We start from the raw sequence: 17,292 nt of genomic DNA on the forward strand, positions 1-17,292 counted from the left end.
GGCTTGGAGATCGCTTCGGGTCTGCTTGGGTGATGAGACTGTAACGCAAATGGACTTGGTTTGGACTCCAATTGGCACGGCCAAACCAAGTCTGGTCTCAGTACATAGCAAGCGCGGTTCCATTCAGCATTGAGCACCGAAGCGGGACACAAGCAGGGGGCAAGCCCGTGCCAAGAGATACTGGCTTACGATTAGGTTCTGTAGATTTTTATTTTTCAAAGATTTTTACTTATCTTTGCATCATCTTGGAAGAGAGGGGACAGCTATCGTCCCCTTTTTTCATGGTTTTAATTGTAAAGGAATGACAACGTCCATAGAAGATCGGGTTAAGGTGCTGGTAGAGGCAAAAATTGCCGACCGGGAAGACCTGTTTTTGGTTGGGGTAAAAATGCATCCCGGCGGCCGGTTGGAAGTACTTGTGGATGGGGATGAAGGCATAGGCATACAGGAGTGTGCGGAAATCAGCCGTTATGTAGGATTTCAATTGGAAGAGGAAGATGCCATCGACCATGCCTATCGGTTGGAAGTTTCGTCGCCGGGTATCGATACACCGCTTGCTTCAATACGTCAATACAAAAAAAATACAGGCAGGAATGTGCAAGTTGTATTGAACGATGGAACAATAAAGGAAGGGACGTTGTTGGAAGTTACGGATGAGCACATTACCATAAGGGAAAAAATAAAGGAAAAGGGGAAGAAGGCTGTCGAACACCAAAGCACAATCCCATTTGGAAGTATTAAGACAACTAAGGTGTTAATTTCATTTAAATAAAATGAGCAATAATATTAATTTGATTGACTCTTTTCAGGAATTCAAAGAGTTCAAAAACATCGATCGGCCTACCGTTATCAGTGTGCTGGAAGAAGTTTTCCGCAGCATGATACGCAGAAAATACGGAACCGATGAAAATTGCGACGTCATCGTCAACCCAGATAATGGTGACTTGGAGATTTGGCGTACACGGGTTGTGGTAGAAGACGGCTTTTCGGAAGATGACGACCTGGAAATTGAGTTGGCTGATGCCCGTAAATACGATCCCGATCTGGAAGTAGGGGACGATTACATCGAAGAAATTACGCTGGAAAGCTTTGGTCGCCGGGCTATTTTAGCCGCGCGCCAAACCTTGGTCTCAAAGATCCTGGAATTGGAGAAAGATGAAGTATTCAAAAAGTATAAAGATCGGGAAGGGGAGCTGATTACCGGTGAGGTTTACCAGATTTGGAAAAAGGAGACGCTGGTATTGGACGATGACGGGAATGAGTTAATTCTACCTAAAACGGAACAGATCCCGGCGGATTATTTCAAAAAAGGAGATAGCATCCGGGCGGTAGTTCATAAAGTGGAAATGGTGAATGCCAACCCGCGGATTATTATATCACGCACAGCTCCTGAGTTTTTACAGCGTTTATTTGAATTGGAAGTTCCCGAAATATTTGACGGGTTGATTACCATCCGGAAAATCGTGCGGGAACCGGGTGAACGGGCAAAAGTAGCGGTGGAGTCATATGACGACCGCATTGATCCAGTAGGAGCGTGTGTGGGTATGAAGGGATCGCGTATCCACGGCATTGTCCGTGAGCTGAGAAATGAGAATATCGATGTGATCAATTATACAAATAATACCCAACTGTATATACAACGGGCGTTGAGCCCTGCCCGCATCGGTTCAATCAAATTGGACGAAGAACACAAAACGGCTGCGGTATACCTCAAATCTGATCAGGTTTCGCTGGCAATTGGCCGCGGAGGACATAACATTAAACTTGCAGGTAAGCTGACCGGTTATGAAATTGATGTGTACCGCGAAGCCGAGGAGGTGGAAGAAGACGTGGATATTGAAGAATTTGCAGATGAAATCGACGGCTGGATCATCGATGAATTGAAGCGCGTTGGTTTGGACACCGCTAAATCTGTATTGGCGCTCTCTGTAGACGATTTGGTGAGGCGTACGGATCTGGAGGAAAATACGATCCATGAGATCATTCAAGTCCTGCAAGCTGAATTTGAATAATAGGATGCTTTTTTAATTAATTGCCAATAAACGCATAAAAAAGTATACTTTTGTAATCGACACAATAAGGAGATAAATAAATTAGATGTCAGAAGGAAAGAGCATAACATTGCTGAAAGCAGCAAAAGAGTTGAACATTGGTATTGGTACGGCTGTTGATTTTCTGGTTAAAAACGGTTACGATGTTGAACCCAAACCCGGAACCAAGTTGGACAGCGATACTTACGATGTTCTTCTACGGGAATTTCAGGGGGATAAAATCGTGAAGGAAGAGGCCAACCAGATTATCATTGGCAAAATCCGCCGTGAGGAATCCCCTGCTGAGCCTGTTATGCCCAAACCGCAACGAGATAACGACACTGAGGAGATTTTGATTAAGAATACAGGTGCATTTACGCCGGATCTCCGTCAAGCGGCTGAACCGGAGAAACCCCGGGAAAAAGAGCCTGAAAAAACCGACGAGAAGCCACACGTATCCGGGATGAAAATTGTCGGTAAGATCGATTTAGATAACCTGCGGGGAGGAAGACCCCAAAAGGATACTCCAAAGGAAATTAAAGAAGAAGAAACGCCGCAGGAACCTGTTCAAAAAGCAGACGAGCCCGAGGTGAAAAAAGAGCCCGTAGCAGACCAACAATCACCGAAGGCACCCGAGGCTCCTCACGAAGAGAAAGAAGTGGAAGCCAGCAAACCTGTCGTAGAAGAAAAGCAAAGGGAGCCCGAAGTGTCGAAAGCGGCACCCCAAATAACCACTCCGCAGCCTGCAAAGGAGCAGACCCCCGAGCCACAGAACGAGGTAATCCGGGCACGTGCTCAGCGTTTGGCAGGACCGAACGTAGTGGGACGTATTGATTTGGCAGCTCATCAACCCAAAGAAAAGCCGGTTGCTTCTTCTTCGAGTTCATCGGGTGTTGCAGCGCATGACCACAAGCGTAAGCGTAAGCGCAAGGATAAAGCGAACATGCCCCAACGCCCGGGAACTAATGTGCCTGCACAAGGGGGTGGTAAGGGGCGCCCGGATTTCAAGGGCAAACCCAGGCATGCAACGGAAACGAGGGAAGAGCCATCTGAAAAGGAAATCCAAGATCAAATAAAAGCTACACTTGCGCGCCTTAGCGGAGCGGGTAAATCGGGTAAGTTTGCCCAACGTGCGAAACTACGCCGTCAAAAAAGGGACGACATTGCGCACTCAGCGGAAGAAGCTGCGTTGGAACAAGAGGCATTGTCCAAGATACTCAAGGTAACCGAGTTTGTGACGGCAAATGACCTGGCTAATATGATGGGGGTGCCTGTAACTCAGATCATTGCAACCTGTATGAGTTTAGGTCTGTTTGTATCCATCAATCAACGGTTGGATGCAGAAACCATTGCCATTGTAGCGGATGAATTTGGTTATGAAATCGAATTTGTTAAACCGGAAGATGAAGAAAATACAGAACTTGAAGAGCCCGATAATCTAGCTAACCTAATTCCCCGGGCACCGATCGTGACCGTTATGGGACACGTGGATCATGGTAAGACCTCGTTGCTTGACTATGTTCGGAAAGCCAATGTAATAGCCGGCGAAGCAGGTGGAATTACGCAACACATCGGAGCTTACGAAGTAACACTTGATGACGGGCGGAAGATTACCTTCTTGGATACACCTGGGCACGAAGCGTTTACTGCCATGCGAGCCCGCGGTGCACAGGTAACGGATATTGCCATTATCGTGATCGCAGCAGACGATGCTGTGATGCCGCAGACCCGGGAGGCAATTAACCATGCGCAAGCAGCCGGTGTTCCGATTGTGTTTGCATTTACGAAGATTGATAAGCCGGGTGCCAACGCCGATAGAATCCGCGAGCAGCTTTCAGCCATGAATATTTTGGTAGAAGATTGGGGAGGCAAGTACCAATGCCAGGAAATATCCGGTAAAACGGGTCAGAACGTAGACCTGCTGCTTGAAAAAGTACTGCTCGAGGCAGAATTGCTCGAATTGAAGGCAGATCCGAAGAAGCGTGCCGTAGGATCTGTTATCGAGGCCAGCCTTGATAAAGGGCGGGGTATCGTTACTACCGTATTGATTCTGTCGGGATCACTTCGGGTGGGAGCACCTATATTGGCAGGTTCTCACAGCGGGAAAGTGAAAGCTTTATATAACGAACGTGGACAGAAAGTAACGGAAGCAGGCCCATCAACTCCTGTGCAGATACTGGGTATGTCAGGCGCACCCACGGCAGGGGATAAGTTTTACGAGATGGAAAGCGAAGCAGAAGCACGGCAGGTTGCCAATAAGCGGCTGCAGCTGCAACGTGAGCAGGGATTGCGTACACAGAAGCATATTACACTAGATGAAATAGGTAGACGGTTGGCGATCGGAAACTTTAAGGAACTGAATGTAATTGTTAAGGGAGACGTGGACGGTTCCATCGAAGCGTTGTCTGACTCCCTACTCAAACTTTCGACCGAGGAAATCCAGGTGAATGTTATCCATAAGTCCGTGGGACAGATTTCGGAGTCCGATGTACTGTTGGCTTCTGCTTCCGATGCAATTATCATCGGCTTCCAGGTAAGACCTTCTACCGGTGCCCGCAAACTGGCCGAACACGAACAGATTGACATCCGCTTGTATTCGATTATCTACGATGCCATTGAAGAGGTGAAAGCGGCCATGGAAGGAATGTTAGAGCCGAAATATGAGGAAAAAATTGTGGCTAACGTGGAAATCCGTGAAACCTTCAAAATCAGTAAGGTGGGAACCATCGCTGGGTGTATGGTGTTGGATGGAAAAATTAACCGGAATCATAACATTCGGATTATCCGTGATGGAGTAGTGGTACACACCGGACAGCTGGCTTCACTGAAACGATTCAAAGATGATGTGAAAGAAGTATCCACAGGTTATGAATGCGGATTAAATATTCAGAATTTCAACGATATAAAAGTTGGAGATATCATAGAGGCTTACGAACAGGTTGAAGTAAAACGTAAGCTCTAAGGTAGCCTCCAATTTGCGGAGGAAATAGCATTGATTAGCGTTGCTCGTGCCAAACCCGGCGTCAAGAGCAACGCTTTTTTGTTGGAAGACGTGTGGATTTCCCAACGCAGATCAAAAAAAGTTTTCCACATGAAATTACCCTTCATAGTGTAATATTTACACGATATGTGTGTTTTTTAGGGATAGCGCAACTCCATCTTATGATGAATTGCCTATTGGAAACCGTCAAAAAACAGCCAAACATTTTGCATTTAAACAAAAAGGCACTAAATTCAGCCACCAATTTTTGATTGATTATAGCTGAAATGTCTGTTAAATCCTTATTTTTCGCTAGTCTGTTTTTGACAAGCAATGTAGTAGCTCAGGAAGATTTTAAACCGTATACGCAACAAGTTGAAGGCACTTCGCTTAGTTTTACCATGGAGGCAATTCCCGGAGGGGAATTCTCAATGGGCAGCCAGCAAGGAAATCCGGACGAGCAGCCGGTGCATCAGGTAAAGGTTTCCCCTTTTTGGATGGGAACGTATGAGGTTACATGGAACTTGTTTGAACCCTTTGTATATAAAGATTTCGAGCGGGTGCAGAGCGGAGGAAATGTTCCTTCGGAAGTTGATGCAGTTACCCGTCCCACCAAACCGTATTTGGATATGACATTTGGTATGGGAAAAGATGGGCATCCCGCATTGGCAATGACTCAATACAATGCGATCCAATTCTGTAAGTGGTTGTATGTACGTACCGGCGTGTTTTACCGGCTACCTACGGAAGCCGAATGGGAATATGCCTGCCGCGCAGGAACTAATACCGCGTATTATTTTGGTGATGACGCCTCACATTTGGATGAATATGCCTGGTATAAGGACAACAGCGGGGGTAAAACCCATGAGGTAGGACAAAAAAAACCGAATGCGTGGGGACTTTATGATATGCACGGAAATGTGGCTGAATGGACATACGATCAATACATTGAAGATTTTTACCGGCAATTTGATGGGAAAGTTGCAGACAATCCGGTTGCCATCCCTGAAAAACTGTACCCGCATACCATCCGGGGAGGCTCATTCGAAGATGGGGCTAAAGACCTACGGTCTGCATCGCGTCTGCCTTCCGACCCCTTTTGGAAGCAGTTAGATCCGCAAATTCCCAAGAGCAATTGGTGGTTTCCAGAGGCTCCTTTTATAGGCATCCGCCTGGTACGTCCGCTGAATCCACCGTCAGAAGCCGAAATCATGGCTTACTACGACAAGGCACCGATAGAAGATTATTGATTTTTAACCATAGATAAACGAAAACAGAGATGGATACAAAAACCGTAGGCGGGCAACGCCGGGAATTTCTAAAAACCTCGGCTGTATTGGCTGGTGGTGCAATGCTTAGTGGAATACCGTTCGTAGGGGCACATGCAAGTGTAGACGATACGATTAAAGTCGTACTTATAGGATGCGGGGGGCGCGGCACCGGTGCAGCGTTTGACGCCATTGCCTCTGGAGCTAATATCAAGATAGTTGCACTTGCAGACGCGTTCAGGGACCGGCTGGATGAAGCATACACGAAGCTATCGGAGCGCCACTCGGACAAACTGGACGTGCCGGAAGATCACAAATTCGTGGGTTTTGATGCGTATCAAAAGGCAATTCCATTGGCAGATGTGGTTATCCTGGCTACTTCTCCCGGATTCCGGCCCATTCATTTTGAAGAAGCGGTGCGGCAGGGAAAACATATTTTCATGGAAAAACCCGTCGCTACCGATATACCCGGTATACGGAGGGTGTTAAAAGCGGCAGAAGAAGCAAAACGTAAAAAACTTAATGTGGTAGTTGGGTTGCAACGCCGCTATCAGGCTAATTACCGCGAGGCGATAAAGCGCATACAGGATGGTGCCCTCGGCGATATTGTATCGGGGCAGGTTTACTGGAACAGCGGTGGGGTATGGGTACGTCCACGTACACCTCAGCAAACTGAAATGGAATACCAGATGCGTAATTGGTATTATTTCAACTGGCTTTGCGGAGATCATATCGTTGAGCAGCACGTGCATAATATTGATGTAGCCAATTGGGTCAAAGGAAGCTATCCGGTATCTATCCAAGGTACCGGTAGCAGGGCATGGCGGACGGGCAAAGACCATGGAGAAATTTACGATAATCATGCCGTTGAACTTACATATGCCGATGGTTCGGTTATATACAGCCAGTGCCGGCATTTTGAGGGGACATCCAACCGTGTGGATGAAACGTTCCAGGGCACCAAAGGGCGGATATACTTGTCGGCAGCAAACGATGCCATCCTGTGGGATGCAAAGGGCAATGAGCTGTATAACCATCCTAAACGAGGTAATGCAAATCCGTACCAACATGAACACGTTGAACTGTTTGATGCCATTACAAAGGGAGAATACAAATTTGACAACGCAGAATACGGTGCCTATAGCACACTTACGGGAATTATTGGCAGATTGGCTACTTATTCCGGTCAGGTTATCAAATGGGAGGATGCACTGAAATCCAATGTAGATTTAATGCCTGAACGTTTTGCTTGGGATGCGTTGCCAAAGGTGCTACCGGATGAAAATGGATTATATCCCTATGCAATACCTGGGCAAACAGTGGTATTGTAGTGAAAAGAAGGTGGCGAGGGCTGTTGGCAGGGGGTGCCTGTTATCTTTTTTTAGCGGGCACAACCACGGGGGAACTGTCAAAGTATACGATCCGGGGATATGCACAAGGCACAGATTACACGATCACGTATTATGCAGCTGATAGTTGCATCCGTAAAAATACGATAGATAGTGTGTTGCGTGTTATTGACACCTCAATGTCGCTGTATAAGCCCTATTCGCTTATCAATAAAATAAATGCCGGTGGAAAGGGACGTTTTGAATTAGATAGCCATTTTTATAACGTACTCAAAAAGTCTTTTGCCATATACCGGGATAGCCGTGGGATTTTTGACATTACGGTGGCACCATTGGTACAGCTTTGGGGGTTTGGGGTTAAGCCTGTCGATCATTTTCCCGATAGCAATGAAGTACGCCATGTAATGGATTGTGTCGGAATGGACAAGATACGGCTCAAACGATACCAATTGCGCAAGCAAAGTCCATGTGTACAAATTGATTTAAATGGAATCGCCCAGGGATACAGCGTGGATGTGTTAGCTGAGCTTTTGGAAAACGGGGGGGTAGCACACTATGTGGTAGAACTTGGTGGCGAATTGCGGGTGAAGGGTCCAAAACCAGACGGGTTGCCGATGCGGATTGGGATTGAACGTCCTTCTGACGATGGGAGCAATGGTGTGGGAATCAGCGATGTCATGGAGATACGTGAAGGGGCGATCACAACCGCCGGAAATTACCGGAAGTTTTTGCAGGACGGCAAACGCAAGTTTTCGCATCATATCGATCCCAAGACAGGCTATCCATTTAATACGGGAATTATCAGTGCGACAATCTATGCAAAAGATGCCATTACGGCTGATGGCTACGACAACGTGATTATGGCGATGGAAGCAGGGGAAGCGATTCGTTTCGTAGATAAACGCAGAGACATGGAGGTTTTTGTGATTTACAAAGACAGGTCGGGAATGGTGCGGGACACCATGAGTGCCGGATTTAAAAGATTATTAGCTAATTAACAAATGAGGTCTGGTATGTTCAACACCTGATGAAAAAAGGGGTGATGGACATACAGATTTCATTAGACCATTAAGTACAATTTTATTCTTATGAAGAGAGCTCAATTTATCCGAAATTCACTATTGGCAACGGGAGCGGTTGTTGGTGGTACCTCATTGTACGCACAGGGAGATCGTACAGTCAATGGGCAAAACAATAAACCCTTCAACCTGAATTATGGCCCTCATCAAGGTCAATTTGAGAACCATGCAGGGAAAAGCATACTCGACCAAATTCAGTTTGCTTACGACCATGGTTTCCGTGGAATTGAAGACAATGGCTTTTCAGGGCGCTCGGTAGCCGAACAGGAGAAAATAGGCAAACTGTTGGCCAAGCTGGGAATGTCCATGGGTGTGTTTGTCCTTGACAAAGGGGGCAACGGTGCCAACACCTTAACGGCTGGGAAGCAAGAATATGTGGATATTTTTCTGAAAGGATGCCGCCAAGCTGTCGAGTTAGCAAAACGGTGCGGGGGTAAATTCACCACGGTTGTACCGGGAGATTTTGCACGTAACCTGCCGTTGGATATCCAAACGGCAAATGTGATTGAAGCGTTAAGGCGCGGTTCCGAAATATTGGAACCACATGGGATCATAATGGTGTTAGAGCCCCTGAGTGATACCCCTGACCTTTTCCTGCGTACTTCCACGCAGACATACCTGATCTGTAAAGGCGTAAATAGCCCTTCCTGCAAAATTTTGTACGATGTTTACCACATGCAGCGCAACGAAGGCGACTTAATCGCTAATATTGACCGTTGCTGGGATGAGATTGCCTATTTTCAAACCGGAGATAATCCAGGAAGACGTGAGCCTACGACCGGTGAAATCAATTATAAAAATTTGTTTAAGCACATTTATGATAAAGGATACCGGGGTGTGGTAGGGATGGAGCATGGTAAATCTGTAGACGGCAAAGAGGGCGAAGTAAAACTGATCGCTGCATACCGAGAAGTGGATAATTTTCTGCAATAGCGGATGAAGACGACCATAAGAATCAAACTTTCTTTTATGATGTTCCTCGAATTTTTTATTTGGGGAGCATGGTTTGTAACGTTGGGTACGTTTCTGAGTCAGAACCTTCATGCATCAGAGCTGGAAAAAGCCAATATATTTTCTACCCAATCGTTGGGAGCGATTGTAGCCCCATTTATTATCGGGCTGATTGCGGACCGCTATTTTAATGCAGAGCGGATCTTGGGTATACTGCATCTGATCGGCGCATTTTTGATGTATCAGATGTACACTGCGCCCAGCGTGGGTATGTTTTATCCCTATGTATTGGTATATATGATTTTATACATGCCTACACTGGCATTGGTCAATTCCGTTTCCTTTCGGCAGATTTCCGATCCGGAAAAGCAATTCTCTTCCATACGGGTTTTTGGTACCATCGGTTGGATTGTTGCGGGGCTATCTATTAGCTATGTCTTCAAGTGGGATGCAGGAGAGGGAATGTTGAAAAATACTTTTTTGATGGCCGGTGTTGCTTCGCTTGTATTGGGCTTATTTAGTTTCGGCCTCCCCAAGACCCCTCCGGCTAAGCGGTCTGCAGAAGAGAAAAGCAATCTATCACAGATATTGGGATTGGATGCAATAAAGCTGCTGGGCAATCGAAACTTTTTGATGTTTTTTTTGTCGTCCGTCCTGATCTGCATCCCACTGGCTTTCTATTACCAATATGCCAATCAATTTCTAACTGAAACGGGACTGGCGAATCCCACCGGCAAGATGACGATCGGTCAGTTTTCAGAAGCTTTTTTCCTGCTTTTGCTTCCTGTATTTTTTAGTCGATTTGGATTTAAAAATACCATTATGCTGGGGATGTTGGCCTGGGCGGTACGCTATCTGCTGTTTGCGTACGGAAATGCAGGAGAACTCTCGTACATGTTGATTCTTGGAATCGCGTTGCACGGTATATGCTATGATTTTTTCTTTGTGTCCGGTCAGATCTATACGGATGCAAAAGCTGGCGAGCGGTATAAGAGTTCCGCGCAGGGCTTAATAACACTTGCAACGTACGGTGTGGGGCAATTAATCGGATTCTGGGTAGCTGGATTTGTCAGTGAATATTACCAGACAGCTCCTACAAATGCCCCCTTTTGGCAAAATGTCTGGCTGGTTCCCGCCGTCATTGCCGCGGTGGTACTGTTCCTATTTGCGAAATTCTTCAAGAATGAGCCAACCAAACCAAAGCCCTCGGTATAATGGACAATAATAAAATTTGAATAATAACGTCATATATTATACCTTTAGGTAGCAAAAGCATTGACTAATAAAACTAAAACAAAACTATAACAAACTATGGCAGATAATGTATATGATGCGATTGTTATCGGATCAGGAATCAGCGGGGGATGGGCAGCGAAAGAACTGACGCAGAAAGGGCTGAAAACCATTATGTTGGAGCGTGGTCGGAATGTGGAGCACGTAAAAGATTATCATGCAGCAACCAAACATCCGTGGGAATTTCCGCACCGGGGCGGGCGCACGCAACAGATGATTGAAGACTATCCTGTTTTGAGCAGGGACTATCCGTTGAATGAAAAAAATCTTGACTTCTGGGTCAATGAAAAGGAAAGCCCGTATGTCGAAATAAAGCGCTTTGACTGGTACCGGGGATACCATGTAGGGGGGCGCTCATTGATGTGGGGACGACAGAGCTACCGACTCGGCGATTTGGATTTCGAGGCAAACCTGAAGGACGGGCATGGTGTAGATTGGCCCATCCGCTATAAGGACATTGCTCCTTGGTATAGCTATGCGGAGAAATGGGCGGGTATCAGTGGTAACCGGGATGGATTGGATGTGCTGCCTGATGGAGATTTTCTTCCACCCATGCAGATGAATGTGGTTGAAAAGGATTTGGCCGCCCGAATCAAAGAACATTACAAAGGGAAACGGCATTTCATTATGGGACGTGTGGCCAATCTTACCGTGCCCCATGAAGGGCGTGTGAACTGCCAATACCAGAACCAATGCTGGCTCGGTTGCAATTTTGGTGCCTATTTCAGTACTCAGTCATCTACGCTACCCGCCGCAGTAGCCACGGGCAACCTTACACTTCGCCCGTTTTCTATTGTAACACGTATCCTCTACGATAAAGACACGAAGAAAGCCAAAGGTGTAGAAGTGCTTGATGCGGAAACGAATCAAACCTATGAGTACTTTGCAAAGATTGTATTTGTCTGTGCATCTGCATTCAATTCTACGTGGATTTTAATGAACTCAGCCACCGATGTATGGGAAGGTGGATTGGGCAGCAGCAGTGGTGAGTTAGGACACAACGCCATGGACCATCATTTCCGTTGCGGAGCAGGGGGACGGGTGGAAGGATATGAAGACAAATATTATTACGGGCGCCGTGCCAACGGACTGTACATTCCCAGGTTCCGTAATGTCGGTGATGATAAACGTGATTATGTCCGTGGGTTCGGTTACCAGGGATCAGCAAGCAGGGGACGTTGGAGCGGAGAAATTGCTGAAATGAGTATCGGAGGTGAATGGAAAGACGCGATGTGTGAGCCGGGTAGTTGGTCCGTAGGCTTTACAGCTTTTGGAGAAACCCTTCCATACCATGAGAATCGCATTTCCCTTGATAAAGAAGTAAAAGACAAATGGGGGCTGCCAGTATTGGCCATGGACATGGAAATCAAGGAAAATGAGCATAAGATGCGTAAGGATATGATGGACGATTGTGCGGAAATGCTGGAAGCGGCCGGTGTAAAGGATGTATCTACCTACGATAATGGATACGGTTTTGGCCAAGGTATTCATGAAATGGGAACAGCCCGGATGGGAAGAGATCCCAAAACCTCGGTATTGAATGGAAACAATCAGGTGTGGGATGCATTGAATGTATTTGTAACAGACGGTGCCTGTATGACATCGGCATCATGCGTAAATCCGTCGCTTACATATATGGCTTTAACCGCTCGTGCCGTAAATTTCGCGACGGAAGAATTGAAAAAGGGGAACCTATGATGCGCGTGATATGCGCATATTAATTGGACTTTAAAAACAAAGAAGCATGAATAGAAGAGAAGCTTTGGCAAGGGTAGCATGGATTATGGGAGGAGCTGTTGTCGGTGCCAATTTATTTCTGGAAGGATGCACACGTACTGCATCCAAAAATGTAGAAGGCTTATTTGATCCTGAAACCGTGGATTTTCTCGGTGATGTAGCGGATACCATATTGCCACCAACGAGTAGCCCGGGAGCGAAAGAGGCAGGTGTAGGCGCATTTATCCCGGTTATGGTAAGAGATTGCTACACGAAGGAAGAACAGGATGTCTTTATTGACGGCTTAGGTAAGATAGAAGATGCGGCTAACGCGAAATTCGGCAAGAAGTTTCAGGAATTGAGCGCGACGGAACGTACTGAGTTGCTGAATGCAATTGATAGGGAAGCGAAGGATTATCAGAAAAATAAGGACAGCAAAGATCCCAATCACTATTTTAACCTATTTAAGCAGTTAACATTACTTGGTTTCTTTACATCAGAATTGGGCGCAACCAAGGCGCTGCGCTATGTACAAGTTCCCGGAAGATTCGATGGCGATTATCCCTATAAAAAGGGAGACAAGGCATGGGCTACCTAAACGAAAAAATCAATTATTGAGATCATGTAACTGCAATTTTTCATACCCGTGGTTGTGATTCCACGGGTATTTTAGTAGTATTGTTTATCGAAATAAACAATCAATATGATAAGTGCAGAATTAATACCCAAGGAAGACATTCCAAAGTATAAATTAACACGGGCATCGGAAGACCATTCAATGGAGCTGCAGGATAAATTACGAGGTGCCTTGCGGTTAGGGAACGAGTTTAAATCTAAGGCTGTCATTACTTTTCAAACATTGGATGGACCCAAGCGAGTGGAAACAACCGTTTGGACACTTACTGAGGATTCCTTACAGCTTAAAAATGGTGTGGTGTTACCCTTAGGCAGTTTGTTAGATATCTCTTATTAAAATAGCCGTTTGTGGATATGTCTACATATCTCTAATAGGCATTCTTTTGTTTGCAATAAATCGGAAATATCTACCGCGTCTTAAAAAGGCGCGGTTTTTTATTTGTCGTATTTTTGTCGTTCATATACATTTTTTTGTTGTTTGCATGCAATTGCTTTTTTGTCCCTGTTTGACCACGTAATTTTGAGCCAAATCAGATTGACAACGGGCTTAGCAGCATGAAACATAATATCTTTTTGACGTACAGTCACGAAATTGTCGGTGTCGCCATGAAATGGTTAGTACAGCAACATTTTCCCCTATCAGCTATCGGCGAAGCCCAGAATTTTCAGGCAGCGCTCAATGACTTACCCAAAAAAAAATATGATTTAGTCGTTTTAGATGCAGAGATCGGTGACAGCACCCATGTATTGGGTACAGTAAAGCATATTAAATCCATAAGTCCACAAACCCGTATACTTATTTTCTCCGAGCTCGACGAAGCGGTATATGGGCCCAAATACCTCGCATTTGGTACCAACGGTTTTTTACCCAAAAAAGCGGATATAGCGAATGTTGTTTTGGCATTCAAGACGGTACTCCGTGGTGGACTCTTCTTGGGAAGGCAACAGGATGAGGTGAGATCTGTAGAAAATGATATGACTTCAAACAACCCATTCCGTTTGTTGTCTAACCGGGAAGCTCAAATTGTCGAATCGCTCGTCAGAGGAGAATCCCTGACCGAAATCAGTAGAGCGATGAATTTGAGAGAAACTACTATTAGTACCTATAAAAAACGGGTTTTTGAAAAAATCGGTGTCAAAACACTTTGTGACCTTATAGCAATTTGGAAAATCTACCGATAACCTATCTATTGTAGTTTTTCTTCTACAGAATCTTCTGTTTACATACATTTTCCTGTCGTTCATTTACACTTGGTTGCCGATCGTCAGTTAAATTTTTCTCTTTGTGCGTCAAATGAAAGCAAAGTCGCAATCAGGAGACATATCGGCATCTATCGATTATTCTTAGCAGATTGATTTTGGGGTTGGGAACACAATCATTGATGTCGTCACAAGTGGAATGACAATTTGGGTAATTATAAATTGATATGAGAAACATTATACGTATGAGTGAGGGAATGCTTTTCGGCATACTCATCCTTTTGGGAATACTCTTTGGATCGCTTAACAGTTTTTCCCAGGCACCTAGTCTCGGAGATCCGCTCTTTGTAGAGGATTTCGGCAAAGCAATAACCGGACCGGGAGGCAATGGTACCTTATATACTTATCCAACCAATAATGGAGAGGCTAGCAATATTTTCAGAAATGAGGATATCGATTACATTCAATCATTATTGTTCTATACACCAAATCATGTACCTACTGAATACGGTACATGGGGAGATCCTAATTGGGGCCCAAGATATATTGACAATAATTATAAAATTGGCTCCTACTCAATTGTAACTAATTCCGCAGGATATAAGAACTCTTATTTTTATACGGGTTACGACCACACAACAAATGATGGTACCGGATATATGCTGCTAGTAGACGCTCATTCCTCCACCACATTATATTTTGATCGCATCGTTGAGAATTTATGTGCAGGTACTAAATTCCAGTTTTCTGTTTGGATCAAGGATGTCAATAGAGAAATGAATCAACCCAAACCCAAAATCACCTTGGATATTTATGATAATGACGCATATGAAGCGAACGGAGGTGCCGTTTCTCCCATTGCTACACATACCACGGACGATTCGGATATTCCCCAAAAGAACGTTTGGTATGAGTTGAAAATGGATTTTGATATGCCGGCTAATGTCAGCACGGTCCGATTACAAATTAGAAATGCTGTTGAGGAATTTCGAGGGAATGACTTGGCTATTGATGACATCGCTTTTAGACCCATGGGGCCACCCATTACGCTCTTGAGTAATTATTCTGATGTTGTCTGTGTTGGATACGATGTAACATACGACGTTAAGGTAAGTCAGGGCGCTTACAATTTCTACTACTATCAATTGCAACGTCGTAAGGTTAATGCCGATGGAAATGATACGGAGGGAAATGACTTTGAAAAAGTGGGAAATGCGGTGGGGCCGATTGCTGAAAATCAGTATACGTTTAACTTTCCAGCTTCGTTAGCTGACGACAATTATGAGTATCGCGTGATCGCGGCTGGAGATCCTTTAACGTTAGAGAATAAAAACTGCCGAACAGTATCCAATGCGATTTTGTTGCGTGTGCATAATCATCTACCGATAATTGAAGCTGTGCCACCCACGGTATGTGAAGGGGAAGCATCTATACTTCAGGCTACTATTACAAACGGAACGGAAGTAGAAGATTATCAATTTATTTGGCAATATGCTAATACTTCGTCAAATGGCGAATGGGTGACAATTGAAAATGAGTCGGGTTCCATATTGAATACAGGAGCATTGAAGGAAACAACCCGTTATCGGGTGGAAGCCATACAAGATGATTGTGTCGGGCAAGGATTTTCAGATCCGGTTGAGGTAAAAGTAACCGTCACGCCTCCTCCATCTACTTCAGAGCAATCTCAAATATTCTGTGAGGAAGCTGTTCCAACGATTGCTGATTTAATGGTTGAAGGAACAGATATAAGGTGGTACGATGCTTCCGGTAAATTATTGGATGACACTGAGACATTGATAGATGGGGAAATATATTACGCTACGCAAACAATTGATGGTTGCGAGAGTGCGGAACGCCTTGCCATAACCGTAGGAATTAATCACGTGGATGCAGGAATAATTTCTGGAAGTCAAACGATTTGTCCGGGTACAGTTCCTGTAGTCTTCGCCTCGACAGAAGATGCTCAGGGTGCAGGTGATATCTCCTATCGTTGGGAAAGCAGTGTCGATGAAATTACCTGGAATATTATTGTTGGTGCTACTGAAGCCTTTTATCCTCCTGAAGGTTTGAATCAAAATACGTTTTTCAGACGTGTAGCTGTTTCATCACTTGGAGAATCTGAATGTGAAGCATACACAGAAACAATTGCAGTGACGATTGCTGATAACTGTGATATAACGAGTGAAAAGACAGTCAGTGATGCGAATAACGACGGACTAGCGCAGGCCGGAGAGCAATTAACATATAGTATCCGGATCAATAATAACTATGATAGGGAGATAACTGCGACCGTCACGGATGAAGTTCCCGAACATACTGTTTTTAGTAGCAGTGCTAGTGGTGATTATGATGGTGTTGGTACCATTACTTGGACGGATGTAACAGTTCCGGCACATTCATCGGTTACGGTTGATTTTGTGGTTATCGTTGTAAACAATCTTACCGGTATTAACCAAATTGAAAATATAGCTAGTGTTACGGCTCCGGAGTTGGAAGAACCGTTGACTCCGAGAGTAGATATTACTACGGATCCGGTGAAATCGTTCAGCAGCGAGAAGACGGCTGATAAGTCCGAGGTAAAGGCGGGCGAGGAGCTGACCTACACGATCACGGTTACCAATACGGGTGACGTGGACTATGACGGCATCACCGTCAGTGACGCGATCCCCGCGAACACCACCTACAAGGAAGGCAGCGCGAGTCCATCGGCCACGCTTGCCGATAACAAACTGACCTGGACGGTCGACGTACCGTTCGGTGAAAGCCGCGGGGTGAGCTTCACGGTAG

Annotated in this window: 13 protein-coding genes; all 13 read left to right on the plus strand. The window is 45.3% G+C overall.

Features of this window, described 5'->3' with window-relative positions; genetic code table 11:
* Positions 1-301 precede the first annotated feature (301 nt).
* Positions 302-772 (plus strand): ribosome assembly cofactor RimP, encoded by a 471-nt coding sequence (gene rimP / locus IEX60_RS22780; protein WP_188753703.1) that lies wholly within the window; start codon positions 302-304, stop codon positions 770-772.
* A gap of 1 nt (position 773) precedes the next feature.
* Positions 774-2,012: a transcription termination factor NusA gene (nusA, locus tag IEX60_RS22785; RefSeq protein WP_188753704.1), complete on the plus strand. Its 1,239-nt coding sequence runs from the start codon at positions 774-776 to the stop codon at positions 2,010-2,012.
* An 85-nt stretch (positions 2,013-2,097) separates the two neighbouring features.
* Positions 2,098-4,992, plus strand: a complete 2,895-nt coding sequence (gene infB, locus IEX60_RS22790) for a translation initiation factor IF-2 (protein ID WP_188753705.1) — start codon at positions 2,098-2,100, stop codon at positions 4,990-4,992.
* Between the two features lie 305 nt (positions 4,993-5,297).
* On the plus strand, positions 5,298-6,260 hold the full coding sequence (locus IEX60_RS22795; protein ID WP_188753706.1) for a formylglycine-generating enzyme family protein: 963 nt from the start codon (positions 5,298-5,300) through the stop codon (positions 6,258-6,260).
* Between the two features lie 29 nt (positions 6,261-6,289).
* Complete coding sequence (locus IEX60_RS22800) at positions 6,290-7,609, plus strand: Gfo/Idh/MocA family protein (protein WP_188753707.1); 1,320 nt, start codon at positions 6,290-6,292, stop codon at positions 7,607-7,609.
* Positions 7,609-8,625, plus strand: a complete 1,017-nt coding sequence (locus IEX60_RS22805) for an FAD:protein FMN transferase (RefSeq protein WP_229717743.1) — start codon at positions 7,609-7,611, stop codon at positions 8,623-8,625. The genes IEX60_RS22800 and IEX60_RS22805 overlap by 1 nt, the downstream gene beginning before the upstream one ends.
* A gap of 90 nt (positions 8,626-8,715) precedes the next feature.
* Positions 8,716-9,639, plus strand: a complete 924-nt coding sequence (locus IEX60_RS22810; RefSeq protein ID WP_188753708.1) for a hydroxypyruvate isomerase family protein — start codon at positions 8,716-8,718, stop codon at positions 9,637-9,639.
* A gap of 3 nt (positions 9,640-9,642) precedes the next feature.
* A complete protein-coding gene (locus IEX60_RS22815) occupies positions 9,643-10,872 on the plus strand; it encodes an MFS transporter (protein WP_188753709.1) in 1,230 nt (409 codons plus the stop codon).
* Between the two features lie 96 nt (positions 10,873-10,968).
* The gene (locus IEX60_RS22820; RefSeq protein WP_188753710.1) at positions 10,969-12,648 is read left to right on the plus strand and encodes a GMC oxidoreductase; all 1,680 of its coding nucleotides are present in this window, start codon (positions 10,969-10,971) and stop codon (positions 12,646-12,648) included.
* A 46-nt stretch (positions 12,649-12,694) separates the two neighbouring features.
* Positions 12,695-13,264: a gluconate 2-dehydrogenase subunit 3 family protein gene (locus tag IEX60_RS22825; protein ID WP_188753711.1), complete on the plus strand. Its 570-nt coding sequence runs from the start codon at positions 12,695-12,697 to the stop codon at positions 13,262-13,264.
* 105 nt (positions 13,265-13,369) lie between these two features.
* On the plus strand, positions 13,370-13,639 hold the full coding sequence (locus IEX60_RS22830) for a hypothetical protein (RefSeq protein ID WP_188753712.1): 270 nt from the start codon (positions 13,370-13,372) through the stop codon (positions 13,637-13,639).
* 218 nt (positions 13,640-13,857) lie between these two features.
* A complete protein-coding gene (locus IEX60_RS22835; RefSeq protein WP_188753713.1) occupies positions 13,858-14,484 on the plus strand; it encodes a response regulator transcription factor in 627 nt (208 codons plus the stop codon).
* A 263-nt stretch (positions 14,485-14,747) separates the two neighbouring features.
* Positions 14,748-17,292, plus strand: a 2,545-nt coding sequence (locus IEX60_RS22840; protein WP_188753714.1) for a DUF11 domain-containing protein, incomplete at its 3' end; no start/stop codon positions are given.

The organism is Parapedobacter defluvii, assembly GCF_014642075.1.
Lineage (GTDB): Bacteria > Bacteroidota > Bacteroidia > Sphingobacteriales > Sphingobacteriaceae > Parapedobacter > Parapedobacter defluvii.

What these genes read in the sequence shown, in the direction of transcription:
- nusA (WP_188753704.1), top strand. Translation starts at nt 774, where the DNA reads ATGAGCAATAATATTAATTTGATTGACTCTTTTCAGGAATTCAAAGAG.
- IEX60_RS22830 (WP_188753712.1), top strand. Translation starts at nt 13,370, where the DNA reads ATGATAAGTGCAGAATTAATACCCAAGGAAGACATTCCAAAGTATAAA.
- IEX60_RS22810 (WP_188753708.1), top strand. Translation starts at nt 8,716, where the DNA reads ATGAAGAGAGCTCAATTTATCCGAAATTCACTATTGGCAACGGGAGCG.
- IEX60_RS22815 (WP_188753709.1), top strand. Translation starts at nt 9,643, where the DNA reads ATGAAGACGACCATAAGAATCAAACTTTCTTTTATGATGTTCCTCGAA.
- IEX60_RS22825 (WP_188753711.1), top strand. Translation starts at nt 12,695, where the DNA reads ATGAATAGAAGAGAAGCTTTGGCAAGGGTAGCATGGATTATGGGAGGA.
- IEX60_RS22800 (WP_188753707.1), top strand. Translation starts at nt 6,290, where the DNA reads ATGGATACAAAAACCGTAGGCGGGCAACGCCGGGAATTTCTAAAAACC.
- rimP (WP_188753703.1), top strand. Translation starts at nt 302, where the DNA reads ATGACAACGTCCATAGAAGATCGGGTTAAGGTGCTGGTAGAGGCAAAA.
- IEX60_RS22820 (WP_188753710.1), top strand. Translation starts at nt 10,969, where the DNA reads ATGGCAGATAATGTATATGATGCGATTGTTATCGGATCAGGAATCAGC.
- IEX60_RS22795 (WP_188753706.1), top strand. Translation starts at nt 5,298, where the DNA reads ATGTCTGTTAAATCCTTATTTTTCGCTAGTCTGTTTTTGACAAGCAAT.
- infB (WP_188753705.1), top strand. Translation starts at nt 2,098, where the DNA reads ATGTCAGAAGGAAAGAGCATAACATTGCTGAAAGCAGCAAAAGAGTTG.
- IEX60_RS22835 (WP_188753713.1), top strand. Translation starts at nt 13,858, where the DNA reads ATGAAACATAATATCTTTTTGACGTACAGTCACGAAATTGTCGGTGTC.